The sequence below is a fragment of the Vreelandella sp. V005 genome (assembly GCF_052645115.1).
The window spans coordinates 336,253-352,025 of record NZ_JBQXYA010000003.1 but is presented as its reverse complement, the minus strand read 5'-3'; the positions used below and the strand labels follow the sequence as shown (position 1 = coordinate 352,025).

Here is a 15,773-nt window from a genome sequence, read left to right as displayed (position 1 = left end):
TGCGATATGCGATTTAAAAGACTAGCTCAGCCGCGTCCAGGTTGCTTATTCCACCTGGGTGACGGGCTGGCGGCTTGGGTCGAGATGCCAGGGTAGGCCAAGGCGCGAGTTGCGTTCCAGCTCGGCAATTACCTGAGCGCCGAGCAGCAAAATGACGGCGCCGACTTCCAAGCTAATCAGCACGATCACCAGCGTCGCAAGCGAACCGTAAACGGCATTCACGAACGATAGGTTGGCAAAATAGTAGACCAGTAACAGCCGCACGCCCTCCCACAACAGTGCCGCCACGAAGCCACCCACGACTGCACGGCGTAAGGCGATGCGCACTACCGGCAACACTTTATAAATCGCGCTAAAAAGCAGAAAAACACCGATGAAACTGGTCAGGTTAAGCACTGGCCCGGAAAAGCCAGCCAAAGGGAGTTCCCGCTCGAACAACATCAACACCAGCGAATTGAGTGAGCTGGCCAGGGTGACCACAAGAGTGAGTACCATGAGCGCCGCCCCCAGTACCACCATAAAGGCGTAAGGCAGCATTACTGATACCCAGACACTGCGCTTGATGTGCGGTGTCTCTGGGGCATGGAAAATGATCGCCAGGGCGTCTTCCAGCATGCGAAAGGCGAAGGAGCTAAACAGCAGGAGAATGGGGAAGCTTAAAATGCCGATGACATCGCGGGAGTCGAGTAGGCTGCGCACGGCTTCCAGAAGCACTTCCGCGTGGGCGGGCGCCATATGGCGGGCTTGTATGGCCAGCACATTGAGAAGATGCTGCTGATCCACTACCTGGGTTAAGAGCACCACGAGCACGGCAAACAGCGGTACAATAGAGAGCAAAATATTGTAGCCCACGCCGCCTGCCAGCAGGACACCGTGATTTTTCAGGAAATTGCGTATTACGCGCCAGGCAAAGCGAGCCAACTGAGGAGTCAGGAGCATGGCAGCGCTAAACAGTGAGGAATTCCGAATCATGGCTTGCCATTCTCCTTGGGTACTAACGCCATGATACGCTGATGGCGATGGCAAGTAACAAGGGCAAATCGTCAGGCAGTCAGGAATTGAAGAGCAAAGATTGAAACAAGGGTCGCATCACTGCGTGATTAACAAGCGCCAAAAAACAAAAAGGTCGCCCTGACCAGGCGGTAGAAGAGGTCAGGGCAACCGAAGAAAGTGCGTTAGCGTCATGCTAAAACGGGCCATCCCTGGCCACCACTCCCCCACATTGAACGTATCGGTTCGCTTTTGCCTTAACCTAGGTTATGAAGCTTGGCTTTTTAGCTAAATAGCTGCCTATAAAGCAAAAAAAAATCACGAATGGTTAAAGTTGACACATTCAAGGTCGATAAAGCTCACATAACACAATAACACTCATCACGTAAGATTGGCTCTGGAAGATACGCATATGACAACTACTACCCTTCCTAAGCGGGCACTAGGTTTACAAACCAAAGTGTTACTGCTGGTGCTGCTCCCACTTTTACTAGTAACGGTCGTGCTAGTGGGCTTCAACGCCTATAGTAGCGCCCAAGACACAAGTGCCACGCTAGCGGAGCAGCGCGAACTACTGATTGAAGAGCGGCGCAATGCAGTACGCGACATTGTACAGTTAGCCACTACCGCCATCGCGCCCCTTTATGATCAGGCCGGTGCCAACGACGAAGACGCCAAGCAAGCGGTGGCCGAGTTGGTGCGCTCCATGCGCTTTGAAGACAATAACTACATTTTCATCTACGACTATGAGGGTAACAATATCGTCACGGCGCCCGCGCCGGAGCGTGAAGGTACCAACATGATCGACGCCCAAACCCCTGACGGCACTTACCTGATTCGCGAAATCATTAAAGTTGCCCAGAGTGGGGGGGCTTTTATAGCTACGTATGGGACTACCCGGGAACTGACCGGGTTGAGCCCAAGCACTCCTTCGTTGACCGCCTCGAAAAATGGGACTGGCTGATTGGCGCCGGTGTGTATGTCACCGATGCTGATGCTGTCGTTGCCGAACTGGAAGCCGCTGCTACCGCCGATCTGCGTCAAGATGTTGTGGTAGCCTCACTGTTGGGTCTGGGCCTGTTTGTGGTGATTGCGCTGGTGGCGTTTGGTTTAGTGCGCCGCACATTAGGGCCCATCAAACGCACCTCTGCCGCGATGCAGGATATTGCCCAGGGGCGCGGTGACTTGACCCGCCGCCTAGCGGTCGAGAGCGGCGACGAAATTGGTGAGCTGGGTGCCCAGTTCAACGCCTTCGTCGCGCGTATGCAAGATACATTACGCGATGTTCGCAGTAGTACCTTGAGCGTTCACCAGGCAGCGGGTGAAATTTCGCAAAGCTCGGAAGAGCTCGCCACCCGCACCGATCAGGCCGCGGCGAACCTGCAGCAAACCTCGGCATCGATGGAAGAGATCACCTCCACCGTCAATCACAGTGCCGATAACGCCCAGCAGGCCAATAAGCTGGTGCAATCCACCGCCGAAGTGGCCCGCGAGGGTGAGAGCGCGATGGGGCAAGTGGAAAGCACCATGCAGGATATCAACAACTCCGCATCGCGCATCAGCGACATCATCAGCATGATCGATGCGATCGCCTTCCAGACCAATATCCTGGCGCTCAACGCTTCCGTTGAAGCCGCACGGGCGGGTGAGCATGGTCGCGGCTTTGCGGTGGTAGCCCAGGAAGTTCGCACGCTGGCCAGCCGCTCCAGCGATGCCTCGAAAGAGATTCGTACCCTGATCGATGCCTCGGTGCAGCACACGAATTCAGGCGCGAAATTAGTGCGCAGCGCTGGCGACACCATGCGCGAAATCGTTTCTAGCGTGGCAAAAGTCACCGATGTAATCGGTGAGATTAGCGCCGGTGCTAAGGAGCAGAGCAGCGGCATCGGCCAGATCAACACCGCCGTGGCGGAAATGGACACCATGACCCAGCAAAATGCCGCCATGGTGCAGGAATCCACCACCGCCGCCGCCAATATGCGCCGCCATGCGGAGCACCTGAGCCAGCTTATCAACTCCTTCGTGCTGGGTGACGATGAACCTACGCAGCGGCATCAGGCGCTGGCCTCGTCGTCTTCTTCCCACGGCAGTGCGAGTGGCCTGAAACGCCCGGCGCTTTCGTCGCCACCCTCATCACAGCACTCGTCATCAAGCCGCCATGCTGAAGATGAGTGGGAGGCGTTCTAGCGCGTCAGGTTAATCGTTAGGAACAAAAACGGGGCTTGCCATTGGCAAGCCCCGTTGCGTTAACGCCATTTAAGATAAACGTTGTTAAGTGCCAGACCAGCCGAGCAAAATCGGCACGTAAACCACCAGCAGCAATACGCCGATCAACCCCAGCATGTAGGGAATAATGGCGCGGGTAATACGCTCCAGCGGCAACTGCGTGATCGAAGACGCCACGTACAGATTAATCGCCACCGGCGGGGTAATCATGCCGATCGAAAGCCCCACCACGATAATCAAACCAAAGTGGATCGGATCAATGCCCAGTTGCAACACCAGCGGCAACAGCACCGGCGTGAGGATAATCAGCGCACTGGCGGTTTCAATGAATACCCCGGTGAGCAAAATAATCCCGACGATCAGCAGCATGATTACGTAAGGGTTGGTCGAGAGTGACAGCACCGCCTGGGCAATCGCCCCCGGCACCTGCCAACTGGAGAGCGTCCAGCTCAGCACCGCCGACATGGCAATCACCAGCATAATGACCGCGGTGGTCATCGCCGAACGGATCAGCAGCTTGTAAATCTGGGGCAGGTTAAGGTCACGATACACAAACAGCGACACCAGCATGGCGTAGTTCACCGCCACAACGGCCGCCTCTGAAGGGGTGAAAATTCCCGAGAAGATACCTCCGAGGATAATTACCGGCGTCATTAATCCCCAACTGGCGTCTTTAAAGGTCGCCCAGATAGTTGCCAGCGACAGTGGCGTACCCTTTGGATATTGGCGCTTGTAGGCCTGGGTAATCGCAATCGCCATCAACCCTAGACCCATCGCCAGCCCCGGCAAAAAGCCGTTCAAGAACAGCTTGGAAACGGACTGCTGGGCGATTACCGCGTAGATAATCATCGGCACCGAGGGTGGGATCACCACCCCGATGGTGCCGCTAGCGGCGATTAAGCTGGCCGCTGAGGCCGGGTCGTAGCCTTTGCGTTTAAGCTCGGGCACCAGGCTGGAACCCACCGCCGCCGTGGTCGCGGCGCCAGAGCCCGAAATAGCTGCAAAGAACATGCCCGCCATCACCGAGACCACCGAGAGCCCGCCGCGCATAAAGCCGACCAGCGAATCGGCGAAGCTGACCAGCTTTTCGCTCACCTTGCCCTGGGCCATTAAATCCCCAGCGAGGATAAACATGGGGATCGCGACCAGGGCGAAGGAGTTAATGCCCTGGAACATCTGCTGGGTGACCACCATCAGCGGCACGCCGGACTGATAGAGGGCGTAAAGGGTGCTGGCGCCAATCGCAAAGGCAATCGGCACGCCGAGCAGCATAAACAGGAAGAACAGCCCGAAGAGCAGCAGCGTCATAGAGGCTCCTCCTGCACGTGGGTCGTCTCGTCGCCCAGCAGCAGTTCAATGATATCGACCAGCGCATACCACGCCATGATTGCCGCACAGATCGGCATGACTGCGTAAACGTAGGTCATGGAAAGCCGCAGCGAGGCGGATTTCTGGAAGCTCTGCACCTGCATATAGCGGTAGCCGATCACGATCAGCGTGATCATAAACGCCAAAACAATCAGCAGAGCAGCCATGCGCGCGATTTGGCGCAGGCGGCCGGGCAGGGCATCGACCACAAAAGTCACGGCGATGTGCCGCCCCCGCTGAAACGCCAGAGTGCCCGCTAAAAAGGTGATCCAAACCAGCAGAAAGCGGGCGACCTCTTCCGTCCAGCCGACGGCGGTGAATAGCACCCGAGAGACGATCTGCAGGGTAATCACCCCAATTAGCGCCGCCATGCCCGCAAAGACCACGGGCTGGATGATGGCATCCAGCCCGCGCTCAATTCGACGCAGCAGCTTTAACAGCGGTTGAGTCGTGTTGGTCACTTACTTGAGCGCCTCCTGGATGCGCGGCAGGTAGTCACCGAACTGTTCGCCGTACTTCTCATACACTGGCGCCACGGCGGATTGGAAGGCTTCCATATCCGGCGAGTCATTGATCTCCATGCCCGCATCGCGCAACGCTTGCAGCTGTTCGCTTTCCATTTCCGCGTTTACCTGGCGCTCATACTCGGCGGCTTCCTGGGCGGCTTCAAGCAGCACCTCTTGGGCCTGTTCCGGCAGTTGGCCCCACACAGGCATGCCCATGACAAAAATCGCCGGGGCGTAGGTGTGGCGCGAAAGGGTCATGTAGTTCTGGGTTTCATCCAGATTGAACGAGTGAATCACGTTCACCGGGTTTTCCTGACCATCAATGGTGCCTTGCTGCATGGCGGTTAGCGCTTCGGTCCACGCCATGGGGATGGCGTTGGCGCCCAGCTCGCGGAAGGTATCGGTGTAAACCGGGTTTTCCATTACGCGGATGCGCAGGCCATCCAGGTCTTCCGGCGTATTAATCGCCCGTTCGCTGTTGGTCAAGTTACGGAAACCACGCTCGGCGTAAGCCATGCCTTTCAGGTTCACTTCAGAAAGCTTATCGAGCAGCTCCTGGCCAATCGGGCCATCAAGCACTTCGTAAGCGGCTTCGGGGGAGGGGAATAGGAACGGCAGTTCAAACACCGCCATCTCTTCGACAAAGTTGGCCACCGGCCCGTTGGTAATCACGCCCATATCGACGGTGCCGATCTGCATGCCTTCCAACAAAGTGCGTTCATCACCCAGAGTGGCGTTGGGGAAAATCTCGATATCCACCTTGCCGTCGGTGCGCGCTTCCACCAGCTCTTCAAATTTGGTGGCGGCGATGTGGAAACCATCCTGCTCATTGACCACGTGGGCCAGGCGCAGGGTAACGGGGTCCATATCGGCGAAATCAGCGGCGTTCGCGGCGCTGACCAGCGCCAGTGAGATGCCCAGCGCCAGCGTGCTACGTGCAAATGTTTTCATATTATTGTGTTCCCGATTTTTCTAAGGTGCAGAAGTGCTCCCAAAGCATGCACTAGAGAAGGGAAAAGGGTCAATTGAACAAGCCCGCAAAACCGCTTCGCGGCTGGACACAGCCGCCCCGCACGGTTACGATACGCACCCACAAGCGCCCGTAGCTCAGTTGGATAGAGTATCGGCCTCCGAAGCCGAGGGTCGCAGGTTCAAATCCTGCCGGGCGCGCCATCATTTCAAGGGCTTACGTTAACGCGTAGGCCCTTATTTTTTGTCTGTGACCACCCTGTGACCAGATCGTGGCCACAACCTCTTCATTACATGCCTGATATGTCTATTCGTTTATGACCTTTGGCTTTTACTTGCCACTAGTATGGTCACATGTGTACGTTCGCTTAGATTCACTAAAATTAAGCACTATGGTAGCCTGAAATGACCTTTGGCCTTTGAGGTGTGTTGGACATAGCGACATTCATTGTGGTTATTAAAATAGGGATGAGAAAACAACGTGCAGTTTACTAAAGCGCTGCGGTTACGCTATGTATTAAGGTTGAAAAAAGGGTTAACAGTCGGTTCACGAAAAAAACTCGCCGGGTGTAGCGCCCAACTGCTCGCGAAAGGCCGCAATGAACGCGGACATACTGTCATAGCCACAAGATAGCGCGATATCGGTTATCCGCTCGCCACGCTCAAGGCCTGGAAGGGCGTTAAGAACCCGACAGCGCTGACGCCACTGCCGAAAACTCAAGCCTGTTTGTTGACGAAATAAACGACTCAGTGTTTTTTCCGACACGCCTAGCTGTTGGCTGAATTGATAAAGGCTGTCGCGCTTATCGGGCTGCTCTCTCAGCGCTCGGCAAAGCTTGCTAAGACGTTCGTCGCGTGGCCACGGAAGCATTAGGTTGGTTATGGGAGCAGCGCTAAGTTGATCCAATAACACTTGAGTCAAACGGCCCTGCGGGCTTAGTTCATCATACTCAATAGGTAACTTACTGAAGCTACAAATAAGCTCACGTAGCAACGGCGTTACTTTAATCACTCGGCAGCTACTCCCCTCTACTGATATGGCCTCTGGGTTAATATACAGACTGCGGATGACGGTCAAGGGCGAGCACCTCACGGCATGTTCGACGTTGGCCGGTATTAATACCGCCCTATAAGGGGGCACCAGAAAACAGCCTTCCATGGTATCCACGTGAATGATCCCTGTTGCCACATGAGAAAGCTGAACCCAGGCATGGCTATGCCATTGGGGGATCGCCTGATTGGGAAGAGAGTCGGCGCTTCCATAAACTGGACGTGGCAAGTGGTGTAAAACATTAAGGATGTGGGTATTTGCTGTAGAGGCGTGCTCATTAGAAAGTCTGCTAATTGGAGCCTTGATGTCCGTTTGGCGATGTTTCATGACTGGTTACCGTTAAACGCACTGAGTGGGATGGGGTAATGTTGCTTGTAACAAACCCAATGAAGGTTAATCCTAATGATTGCGCGTCTAAGACTGTTATTTGATAACTTTACTCTGCTTCTCATCGGCATAGTGCTGGCGGCCACGTTTATGCCGGTGCAGGGCGAAGGGGCGAACATCTTTGAGTGGATAACGGCTTTGGCCATCGCCTTATTATTTTTCATGCATGGGGCCAAGCTTTCCAGGCAAGCAATTTTGGCGGGAGCTATGCATTGGCGGCTGCACTTGTTGGTATTCGCGTTTACCTTCTTGCTTTTTCCTCTTCTTGGGTGGGCGTTAAGGCCGTTGTTAGAGCCCTTGCTGGGCCAACCTTTATATATTGGAATGCTATTTCTGTGCATACTTCCCGGCACCGTGCAGTCGGCCATTGCTTTTACTTCTATAGCACGGGGTAATGTACCCGCTGCGATTTGCAGTGCATCGGCCTCCAGTTTGATCGGCATCGCCATAACTCCTCTATTGCTTAAGGTCGTTCTTGATGCACATGACACAGGTAGTAGTTTCGCTATGCTCGATTCCGTCATGAAAATTGGCTTACAATTGCTCCTCCCCTTCGCTATTGGACATCTGCTTCGGCCCTGGATTGGTAGCTGGATAGATCATAATAGAAGTTGGTTGAGCGTCGTTGACCAAGGTTCAATTCTGCTAGTGGTGTATACGGCGCTCAGCGCGTCGGTAGTAGCGGGGTTGTGGCAAGCGGTAGACCCTCGTACCTTGGTGATATTGGCGCTACTTTGTTCAATGCTGCTAGCGGTCGTGTTGATGCTCACTACTTGGCTGGCGCGCTGCCTGAACTTCAGTAAAGAGGATGAAATTACAGTTGTTTTCTGCGCTTCCAAGAAGAGCATGGCGACCGGTGTTCCTATGGCTCAGGTGTTGTTTGCCGGCAGCGCCATTGGGCCTGCGTTGTTGCCGTTGATGATATTTCATCAAATTCAGTTAATGGTATGTGCCGTTTTAGCCAAACGTTATGCCTGCCGTGAAAGCACGCCTCACGATGTTAAAGTCTTACAGTGATAATTCATTTCGAAGTGTGAGTGCCACTTGCTTAACGGCGCCTTGATAAGGCGAGTCTGAGTTAGGAAGTCTAAGACTAACAATTGAGCCTGGTCAGACGGCGTTATATTCGCCTCAAGTACTTATAATTCCTAGCAAAATCGTTACGCCCGGAATCCAGCCAGAAAAGATAGCGCAAAAAATGGTATAGATTGCTACGGGTCGCTGAATAGGCTTCGCTAGCGCTAAAAGGTAAAAGAAGCTGAGCCATAAAAGTGACCATGCAAACCAGTTAGCGGTATTCCATAGCTTGAAACTTGTCGCGTAGCCGGAGATAGAGTGCACACCTATGAGCGAGGCGGTAATACTAACAAAAAGACAGAACCAGCCTAATCCCCTTCCATTAGTTTTCAACCATTGGTTGACGCCTATCCATAGATAGGTGATTGAAAACAACAATGTAAAAGCCCCCGCGCTAATATCGACTGTATTACTAGGGTCTTTGAAAATTAAGTGCAAGGCTATAATAAAGCTAAGCAGCCCAACCAGTATGTTGATGATTGAGACTTCTTGATTGCTGATTTTACCCAACAGCCAGATGCCATTTATGAACAAAACAGCGCCCACATATAGCAATGTAATACCCAGTATCATGCAGACTTGCTCCAGAGGTTTAGGCTTTGTACGAGAAATGCCTGAGCTTGATAATGCGGAATAAAGGTCGCCCCAAAAATCTCGTTTACAACCCACAAACTCAGATTTTCTTTGATTTTTGCCTTGGCCTACCCATTGCTCGCCGACTTTTCGTACAGGCTTTATCTTTAATGAAACCACGTGATCCCTCACGTGGCTTTGGCTTTAGCGATTTTGTACTTTTAGTAACGTGTTAATGCGTATCTTTGGTGTGTATTGCTAGCGGGCCTCGATATAATCGATGTTGCTTCATTAAGCCTAAACCGGGCGACGATAGCGGTTAGGCGCTCGGCCTCGTGCTGAAGTTCGACCGCGGCCGTGCTGGCTTGTTCGACCATCGCGGCATTTTGCTGAGTGGTTTGTTCCATATCGTTGGCTGCGATATTAACCTCTCGAATGCCCGCGCGTTGCTCTTCGGTTGCTACGGATATCTCGTCCATTAACGTGGTGACCTGGGTCACAGAGGCCATTATTCGCGCCATAGTTTCGCCTGCTTTATCCGCTTGATGCGTGCCGGCTTCAACCATATTGACCGATGTTTCAATCAGCTTTCGAATATCCGTTGAGGCACTAGCGCTGCGGGTAGCTAGCTGGCGTACTTCACTGGCCACCACCGCAAAGCCACGACCATGTTCTCCAGCGCGTGCCGCTTCTACTGATGCATTGAGCGCGAGAATATTAGTTTGGAAAGCAATGGAATCAATCAGCTTGATGATGTCGGTAATTTTCTGCGAGCTGTCGCGGATGTTGTGCATATGGCTAATGACCTCAGTGACCACTCTGCCCCCTTGATCCGCAGTGTTTGCAGCTTCACGAGCTACTTGCCTTGCTTGGATAGTGTTGTCGCTGTTTCGCTCCATTGTCGAGGTCATTTCCTCGATGCTTGATGCGGTTTCAGTTAATGAGGCGGACTGTCGGTCAGTGCGCGCCGCAAGGTCTTGGTTGCTTTTGGCGATTTCCTGGGCGCTAGTAAATACTTGGTTACTGCTTTCCCTAACGGTGGTCACTGTGCCGTGCAAACTCTGCTGCATATGACGCAGAGAGGCGAAAAGCACACCGATTTCATTTCGACCGCGGGTTTCCACGTTTCTTGAAAGGTCACCTTCCGCCATGCTCTGGAAATGCTCGGTAATTCGGTGCATAGGCCTTATCAAATTAGCGCCTACTCCCCAATAAACAATCACGGTAACCATGAGCGCGATAATGAAGACGGTGATGATCGTAATAGTGGAAAGTCTGATGACAGAATCAAAATTAGCTAGCCGCTCGTTACCTTCTTCTTCTACTTGATGGAAGAAACCAATCGCATCTTGATAGAAAGCGGCATAAGCCTGGTAAGCGGCATCACGCTGTTCACGGTAAGTAGTCGCATCGCCTTCCTGCAGAGCGGTTACTTGCTGCAAAAGATGTTCATCCAATAGAGCATCGAAGCTTACGGTGATAGGCGAGATGATAGTTTCATGGGAAGGATCGGCGGGTAGTGAGAGAAAATTCGAAAACACGTCTTGGGCTCTGTTAAGCGAGCTATGCAGCTCAGCAGCGCGTTCCTGCCTCTCTCCATCGCTCAGCGCTGTTTGCGGCTCAGTTAACTCTTCATAGAGACGTGCCATACCCAGACGTGCGTCTTGTAGCGTAGAGTTAGTTCGATTGAGACTAGACTGCTGGTTAACATTGACGTTAGTGAACTGTTCAAGGCTTTTTTGGCTGTGATTGACGGCATAAAGCCCTGTGCCACTGAGCACAAGAAGCATAAGTAAGAACGAGAGTAGCACTAGCGTCCAGCTCATTCTTAACGTCATATTATCTAGTAGCCGCATCGGTATTCCTAGGTTAACCGTTGGAGTAATGCCCATAAACGCAAAATAGAACTGCCAGCTTATGCAGCAGTTCTATTGCATGCTTATGGACAGTTGTAGACACTGATTAAGTCGCCACGTCACTTGTCATAATCTCTTACCCAAGGTTTATGTCACGTTGCTTAATGGACATTGCCTTGATTAGTAGAAAGCTTTTGGTTCAGCTTGCTGCACTCCGCTTTAGCCGCTTCTTCATCTGCCTTGGCAATTTCTTCGCGTTCTTTAGCTTCATCAGAAAGCGACTTTTTAGGGAGTACGATGTTGAGTGTGAACGCCGCGATCGCAGCGACCACAATTGGAGCTCCGCCAATCAGGTCTCTTAGCATTGCTGGGAATTGCTCTATGGCGGACGGTACCGATGCGATGCCTAAACTGAGTGCTAGTGCAAGGCCAACAATCGTCATGTTACGAGCAGACATTTCATCTTTTACCAGTAACTGAATGCCGGTCATGGTAATCATGCCGAAAACGGTAATTGTCGCACCGCCCAACACAGGGTAGGGAATGGTGGTCATGATAGCCCCAAATTTAGGGCTAAGGCCTGCTAGAATCATAAAAATCCCAGCCAGCGCCAGCACATAACGGCTAATGACTTTGGTCATGGCGACAATGCCAACGTTCTGGCTAAACGTAGATGTAGGCAATGCACCGAAGAAGGCGCTAATGGTGGTGGTCAAACCGTTGCCCAGCAAGCCTCCCGTCAGTTCCTTGGTTTTTAGTTCTCGGTTCATGCCGCCTACCGTCGTTGCTGACAAATCGCCGATGGTTTGTACAGAGTTAATAACGCAGATGACGACCATTGAAGCGATAGCGGCAGCATGAAACTCCATTTCAAAGGGCATAATTTTAGGTACAGCGAGCCAAGATGCATTGGCCACATTATTAAAACTAACCATACCAAGAGCTAGTGAAAGCAGGTATCCCACAACGATGCCTACGATAATTGCTGAAAGTTTGATGACTCCTTTACCAAATTGAGCGGCGATCAATACGGTGAGTAACGTCACCATTGCAACAGCCCAGTTAATGGGGTCACCAAAATTCGGTGCGTTTACATTGCCACTGCCCGCCATATAGCGGATGGCGATATCGTAAAGCGATAGGCCGATAACCAATACTACGGTCCCGGCAACTACTGGTGGAAAGAGGTGACGAATGTACTGGATGAAATAGCCCACCACGATCATGGTCATGCCGCCAATCAACTGGGCGCCAAGAATCCCTTCAATTCCATACTGAGCCCCTACGGCGACCAAGGTCGGTACATAAGCAAAGCCCACGCCAAAAATCGCAGGTAAACGCGCGCCGAATTTCCAGACGCCATAAAGGTGGAAAACGGTACACACCCCCGATGCCAAAACTGCAATCTGAATTAGCAGTAATTTTTCATCGATGCTCGCACCCACTACACCAGCAACAATAATAGGTGGAGTAATCACGCCAGCTATCATCGCCAGTAGATGCTGAAGGGATAGAGGAAGAACCTTTAAAAATCGAGGTTTTCCATAAAAATCAAAGAGGGAGGTGTTCTTTTCGCTCAAGCGTTTCCGATGGTCGGAAGAGGCTGTGGGGGCATTCATGAAAGCTCTCCATTGTTATTGTATTCAAAATAATTTAATGATTGTTGATATTGATTGCATTCACTGTACACAAAAAAATATCAGAAAATAAACAAATTTGGCAGCTACCATCTATTCCCTTCACTATTTATATGACGATTCGTTGGGTCTCTACCCAAGAATCCATATCAATAACTTCCCATAACTGAGCTTGATTTTTAAAAATTATATTTTTAATTACAATTAGTTGTATTGATATATTAATTTTGATTTGCTTATTGATAATTTGAAATTTCAAGCGGCTTTCTAATTAACCATGGCTACTAAAGTAGTATGAGGAAGCACATGCAGTCTAAATTTTAAATGTATACAAAAAATCTTTGAAATGTGTTCAGTAAAAAGTTAAAAATGTTGACACAATTTGTGTTTCGTAATTTTAGTATGTGCTAATGCTGCGTTGCTAATGATAAGCCATCGATAATGGCTTCATGAAATAATCATAGGAGAAAGGTAATGGGAAAACTTACCACCCATGTACTGGATACAGCACAGGGCTGCCCTGGGGAAGGAATGAAAATCGAGGTTTATCGTTTAGGAGGAGGTCTGCGCCAGCTTCTTAAGATAGTTAAGACCAATGATGACGGTCGTTGTGATGCTCCGATACTTGAAGAAGGAGAGCTAGTAACGGGTGAATATGAATTGCTGTTTTATGCCGGCGCTTACCTGAAGCGTCAGGGGATTGAAGGGCAAGAGCCAAGCTTTTTGAACATCATCCCACTTCGCTTTGGGGTGAATGATACAACGCAGCACTATCATGTGCCGTTATTGCTTTCTCCCTATGCATACTCGACTTACCGCGGTAGCTGAAATAATTCGCTAAGTAAAGATCGCGTCAACGCGTAATAGCCGCCCTACAACAACCATACGAGGCGAGGTACCCCATGCAGGCTTACCTAATTGAATTTGGAAACTTTATGCTGCGCTGGCTACACGTCATCGCTGCTATCGCCTGGATAGGCGAGTCTATCTACTTTGTAATGCTGGATAACGGGCTTAAGACACCTAAAGACGAAACTTGCCGTAAAAAAGGGGTGTTTGGTGAAATGTGGGCCGTACACGGTGGAGGTTTCTACCATAACCAGAAGTACGCCACTAGCCCGGAAAAGCTACCGGATGATCTGCACTGGTCATTCTGGAAGTCCTACACTACCTGGCTGTCCGGTTTTGCCTTGTTCATTATTTTGTATATGGTCAATCCAGGTTTCTATCTGGTGAACTCCAACAGTAACTGGGAGTGGGCAGCAAATCTTGCAGGTTGGCAAGCCAATATCCTGGCACTGGCTTTCCTGCTACTAGGTTGGATCGTTTATAACGAGATGTGTAAGCGCATCAGCCCGAATATGGAGCGTGATGGTCTCTTGAGTATCGGCGTGGCGATTATGATGATTGTTGTTGCCTACTTGAGTACTCAGATGTTCTCGGGGCGCGCGGCTTTTCTGCTCACCGGGGCGGTGATGGCTACTGCAATGTCGGCGAACGTGTTCTTTTGGATTATTCCTGGTCAGCGTCGCATGGTAAAAGCGATGAAGGCTGGTGAAACACCTAATCCCCTTGATGGTAAGCGTGGTAAGCAGCGTTCGGTTCATAACACTTATTTCACCTTGCCTGTCGTATTGCTGATGATCAGCAACCACTACTCTTTTGCTTATTCCCATGAGCACGCTTGGGTGCTGATGACACTGTTCATCTTTGCCGGTGCACTGATTCGTCAATACTTCGTTCTGATGCATCAGGGGAAAATACAGCCAGCTTATCCGGTAGTCGGTGTGGCGCTTATTCTGATGGCATTTTGGGTGGCGATGCCTGCTCAAACCGCATCTTCTAGCGCACAGATGGAAAGTGATACCCCGGATATCACCGAAGTAACAGCGCTGATCAATCAGCGCTGTGTGGCATGTCACTCACAGTCGCCCACACAGCCCGGTTTCTCATCCCCTCCTGCTGGCGTGGTGTACGACAATATGGAGCAAATCCTGCTGCAGAAAGAGCGCACGCAGCAAGTGGTGCAAAGTGGTTACATGCCGCTTGGTAACATGACCAATATGACAGACGAAGAGCGGGCAGTGATTCAAGCCTGGTCGGAGTAGCCATTTAGCTGTAACTTATTCGTCGTATTGACGCCCACAGCCCGCCTAATGGCGGGCTGTGGGTTTTTTTATGGGCTGTTTGTATGATTGTGTTTCGTGCGGTGAAAGTAATTACTTATTACGTATACAATAGTGCAAAGATTAGGCATACAAGGTGTATCTATCGTGGGACAAGAAATGAGTGTAAGTGGCATAGGGAAGGCGTATCCCAAGCGTTTAGGTAAAAACGTTGATGGCGCTGAGCGACATGAGGTCATTTACCGGTCTATTAGTGACGCCATTATCAAACAGCAGCTGCACCCAGGCGCTAGGCTGCGAGAGGATGCCCTAACGGAAGTGTTTAACATTAGTCGAACGGGCATACGCACAATTCTGCAACGCCTAGCGATGGAACAGCTGGTCACAATTACCCCGCGGCGTGGGGCTAGCGTCACTCGGCCTACGGCCGCAGAAGCACGCGATGTTTTTGCCGCTCGCAAAATGGTGGAGTGTGGCTTGATGCCTGAGGCGGCGCTGCATACTACCCCACAGGATGTCACCGAGCTACGTGAGATGGCTAAGCATGAACATCAGGCACTAAACGCCGGAGAGCGAAGTTCGGCTATCAAGTTGTCAGCGGCCTTTCATGAACGCCTAGCGCAGCTTTCGGGCAACGCTACCCTGGCTGCTTTTGTTGGCCAACTTTGTTCACGTTCATCTTTAATTCTTGCCGTCTACGGAAGTGCGGGGAACCTAGGGTGTGAGTCCCATGATCATGAAGACCTGATTGATTACTTGGCCGCAGGTGAGGGAGAAAAAGCCAAAGCGTTCATGCTGCATCATTTAAATGAGATTGAGTCATCGCTCTCTTTCCTAGAGGAGGAAGCGTTTGCGCCTGATCTACACCAAATATTCGGTATAACAACTTAAAAATAAGCACAGTAGCGGCTATAAAATGCATGCCGTTGCGAAGGTTTTCCTAAGCGCTTGCGCCAAACATGAGTACAGTTTATCTTGTTGTTGTATACAAAAATAAAGGTAATGTT

General features: G+C 51.2%; 12 protein-coding genes, 1 tRNA gene and 1 pseudogene. 6 read left to right on the top strand and 8 right to left on the bottom strand.

The features are described 5' to 3' along the window. Window positions 1–45: 45 nt before the first annotated feature. Complete coding sequence (locus tag ACUN8H_RS10210) at window positions 46–972, bottom strand: YihY/virulence factor BrkB family protein (RefSeq protein ID WP_290701901.1); 927 nt, start codon at window positions 970–972, stop codon at window positions 46–48. Between the two features lie 430 nt (window positions 973–1,402). On the opposite strand from ACUN8H_RS10210, the pseudogene ACUN8H_RS10205 reads away from it, so the two are divergent. Beyond that, a pseudogene (locus tag ACUN8H_RS10205) lies at window positions 1,403–3,177 on the top strand (methyl-accepting chemotaxis protein). A gap of 84 nt (window positions 3,178–3,261) precedes the next feature. Here ACUN8H_RS10205 and ACUN8H_RS10200 read toward each other — a convergent pair. The 3 genes from ACUN8H_RS10200 to ACUN8H_RS10190 are packed head-to-tail and all read right to left on the bottom strand — an operon-like array spanning window position 3,262 to window position 6,041. Continuing rightward, the gene (locus tag ACUN8H_RS10200; protein ID WP_445532026.1) at window positions 3,262–4,524 is read right to left on the bottom strand and encodes a TRAP transporter large permease; all 1,263 of its coding nucleotides are present in this window, start codon (window positions 4,522–4,524) and stop codon (window positions 3,262–3,264) included. Further along, window positions 4,521–5,045 carry a TRAP transporter small permease gene (locus ACUN8H_RS10195; RefSeq protein WP_445532025.1) on the bottom strand — a complete coding sequence of 175 codons (525 nt, stop codon included), beginning with the start codon at window positions 5,043–5,045 and terminating at the stop codon, window positions 4,521–4,523. The genes ACUN8H_RS10200 and ACUN8H_RS10195 overlap by 4 nt, the downstream gene beginning before the upstream one ends. Next, window positions 5,046–6,041 carry a TRAP transporter substrate-binding protein gene (locus tag ACUN8H_RS10190; RefSeq protein ID WP_445532024.1) on the bottom strand — a complete coding sequence of 332 codons (996 nt, stop codon included), beginning with the start codon at window positions 6,039–6,041 and terminating at the stop codon, window positions 5,046–5,048. It abuts the gene before it with no gap. 145 nt (window positions 6,042–6,186) lie between these two features. Here ACUN8H_RS10190 and ACUN8H_RS10185 point away from each other — a divergent pair. Further along, a tRNA-Arg gene (locus ACUN8H_RS10185) sits at window positions 6,187–6,263 on the top strand. 343 nt (window positions 6,264–6,606) lie between these two features. Here the strand turns inward: ACUN8H_RS10185 and ACUN8H_RS10180 are convergent. Continuing rightward, window positions 6,607–7,338 carry a helix-turn-helix domain-containing protein gene (locus ACUN8H_RS10180; protein ID WP_445532023.1) on the bottom strand — a complete coding sequence of 244 codons (732 nt, stop codon included), beginning with the start codon at window positions 7,336–7,338 and terminating at the stop codon, window positions 6,607–6,609. Between the two features lie 174 nt (window positions 7,339–7,512). On the opposite strand from ACUN8H_RS10180, the gene ACUN8H_RS10175 reads away from it, so the two are divergent. Continuing rightward, on the top strand, window positions 7,513–8,514 hold the full coding sequence (locus tag ACUN8H_RS10175; protein ID WP_445532022.1) for a bile acid:sodium symporter family protein: 1,002 nt from the start codon (window positions 7,513–7,515) through the stop codon (window positions 8,512–8,514). A gap of 114 nt (window positions 8,515–8,628) precedes the next feature. On the opposite strand, the gene ACUN8H_RS10170 is transcribed toward ACUN8H_RS10175, so the two are convergent. From ACUN8H_RS10170 to ACUN8H_RS10160, 3 genes are all read right to left on the bottom strand, one after another. Beyond that, entirely contained in the window at window positions 8,629–9,327 is a 699-nt protein-coding gene (locus ACUN8H_RS10170) for an AmiS/UreI family transporter (protein WP_445532021.1), read from the bottom strand. Window positions 9,328–9,368: 41 nt separating this feature from the next. Continuing rightward, on the bottom strand, window positions 9,369–11,003 hold the full coding sequence (locus tag ACUN8H_RS10165; protein ID WP_445532020.1) for a methyl-accepting chemotaxis protein: 1,635 nt from the start codon (window positions 11,001–11,003) through the stop codon (window positions 9,369–9,371). 161 nt (window positions 11,004–11,164) lie between these two features. After that, complete coding sequence (locus ACUN8H_RS10160; RefSeq protein ID WP_445532019.1) at window positions 11,165–12,622, bottom strand: uracil-xanthine permease family protein; 1,458 nt, start codon at window positions 12,620–12,622, stop codon at window positions 11,165–11,167. A 492-nt stretch (window positions 12,623–13,114) separates the two neighbouring features. On the opposite strand from ACUN8H_RS10160, the gene uraH reads away from it, so the two are divergent. The 3 genes from uraH (at window position 13,115) to ACUN8H_RS10145 (ending at window position 15,657) form a co-directional block, all read left to right on the top strand. After that, window positions 13,115–13,468: a hydroxyisourate hydrolase gene (gene uraH / locus ACUN8H_RS10155; protein ID WP_445532018.1), complete on the top strand. Its 354-nt coding sequence runs from the start codon at window positions 13,115–13,117 to the stop codon at window positions 13,466–13,468. Between the two features lie 74 nt (window positions 13,469–13,542). Beyond that, window positions 13,543–14,748 (top strand): urate hydroxylase PuuD, encoded by a 1,206-nt coding sequence (locus ACUN8H_RS10150; RefSeq protein ID WP_445532017.1) that lies wholly within the window; start codon window positions 13,543–13,545, stop codon window positions 14,746–14,748. Between the two features lie 177 nt (window positions 14,749–14,925). Further along, complete coding sequence (locus tag ACUN8H_RS10145) at window positions 14,926–15,657, top strand: GntR family transcriptional regulator (protein WP_445532180.1); 732 nt, start codon at window positions 14,926–14,928, stop codon at window positions 15,655–15,657. Window positions 15,658–15,773: the final 116 nt, after the last annotated feature.

Bases quoted from the DNA above. Each gene is read 5' to 3' on its own strand.
- ACUN8H_RS10210 (WP_290701901.1), bottom strand. From the start codon at position 972: ATGATTCGGAATTCCTCACTGTTTAGCGCTGCCATGCTCCTGACTCCT.
- ACUN8H_RS10200 (WP_445532026.1), bottom strand. From the start codon at position 4,524: ATGACGCTGCTGCTCTTCGGGCTGTTCTTCCTGTTTATGCTGCTCGGC.
- ACUN8H_RS10190 (WP_445532024.1), bottom strand. From the start codon at position 6,041: ATGAAAACATTTGCACGTAGCACGCTGGCGCTGGGCATCTCACTGGCG.
- ACUN8H_RS10175 (WP_445532022.1), top strand. From the start codon at position 7,513: ATGATTGCGCGTCTAAGACTGTTATTTGATAACTTTACTCTGCTTCTC.
- ACUN8H_RS10165 (WP_445532020.1), bottom strand. From the start codon at position 11,003: ATGCGGCTACTAGATAATATGACGTTAAGAATGAGCTGGACGCTAGTG.
- ACUN8H_RS10160 (WP_445532019.1), bottom strand. From the start codon at position 12,622: ATGAATGCCCCCACAGCCTCTTCCGACCATCGGAAACGCTTGAGCGAA.
- uraH (WP_445532018.1), top strand. From the start codon at position 13,115: ATGGGAAAACTTACCACCCATGTACTGGATACAGCACAGGGCTGCCCT.
- ACUN8H_RS10150 (WP_445532017.1), top strand. From the start codon at position 13,543: ATGCAGGCTTACCTAATTGAATTTGGAAACTTTATGCTGCGCTGGCTA.
- ACUN8H_RS10145 (WP_445532180.1), top strand. From the start codon at position 14,926: ATGAGTGTAAGTGGCATAGGGAAGGCGTATCCCAAGCGTTTAGGTAAA.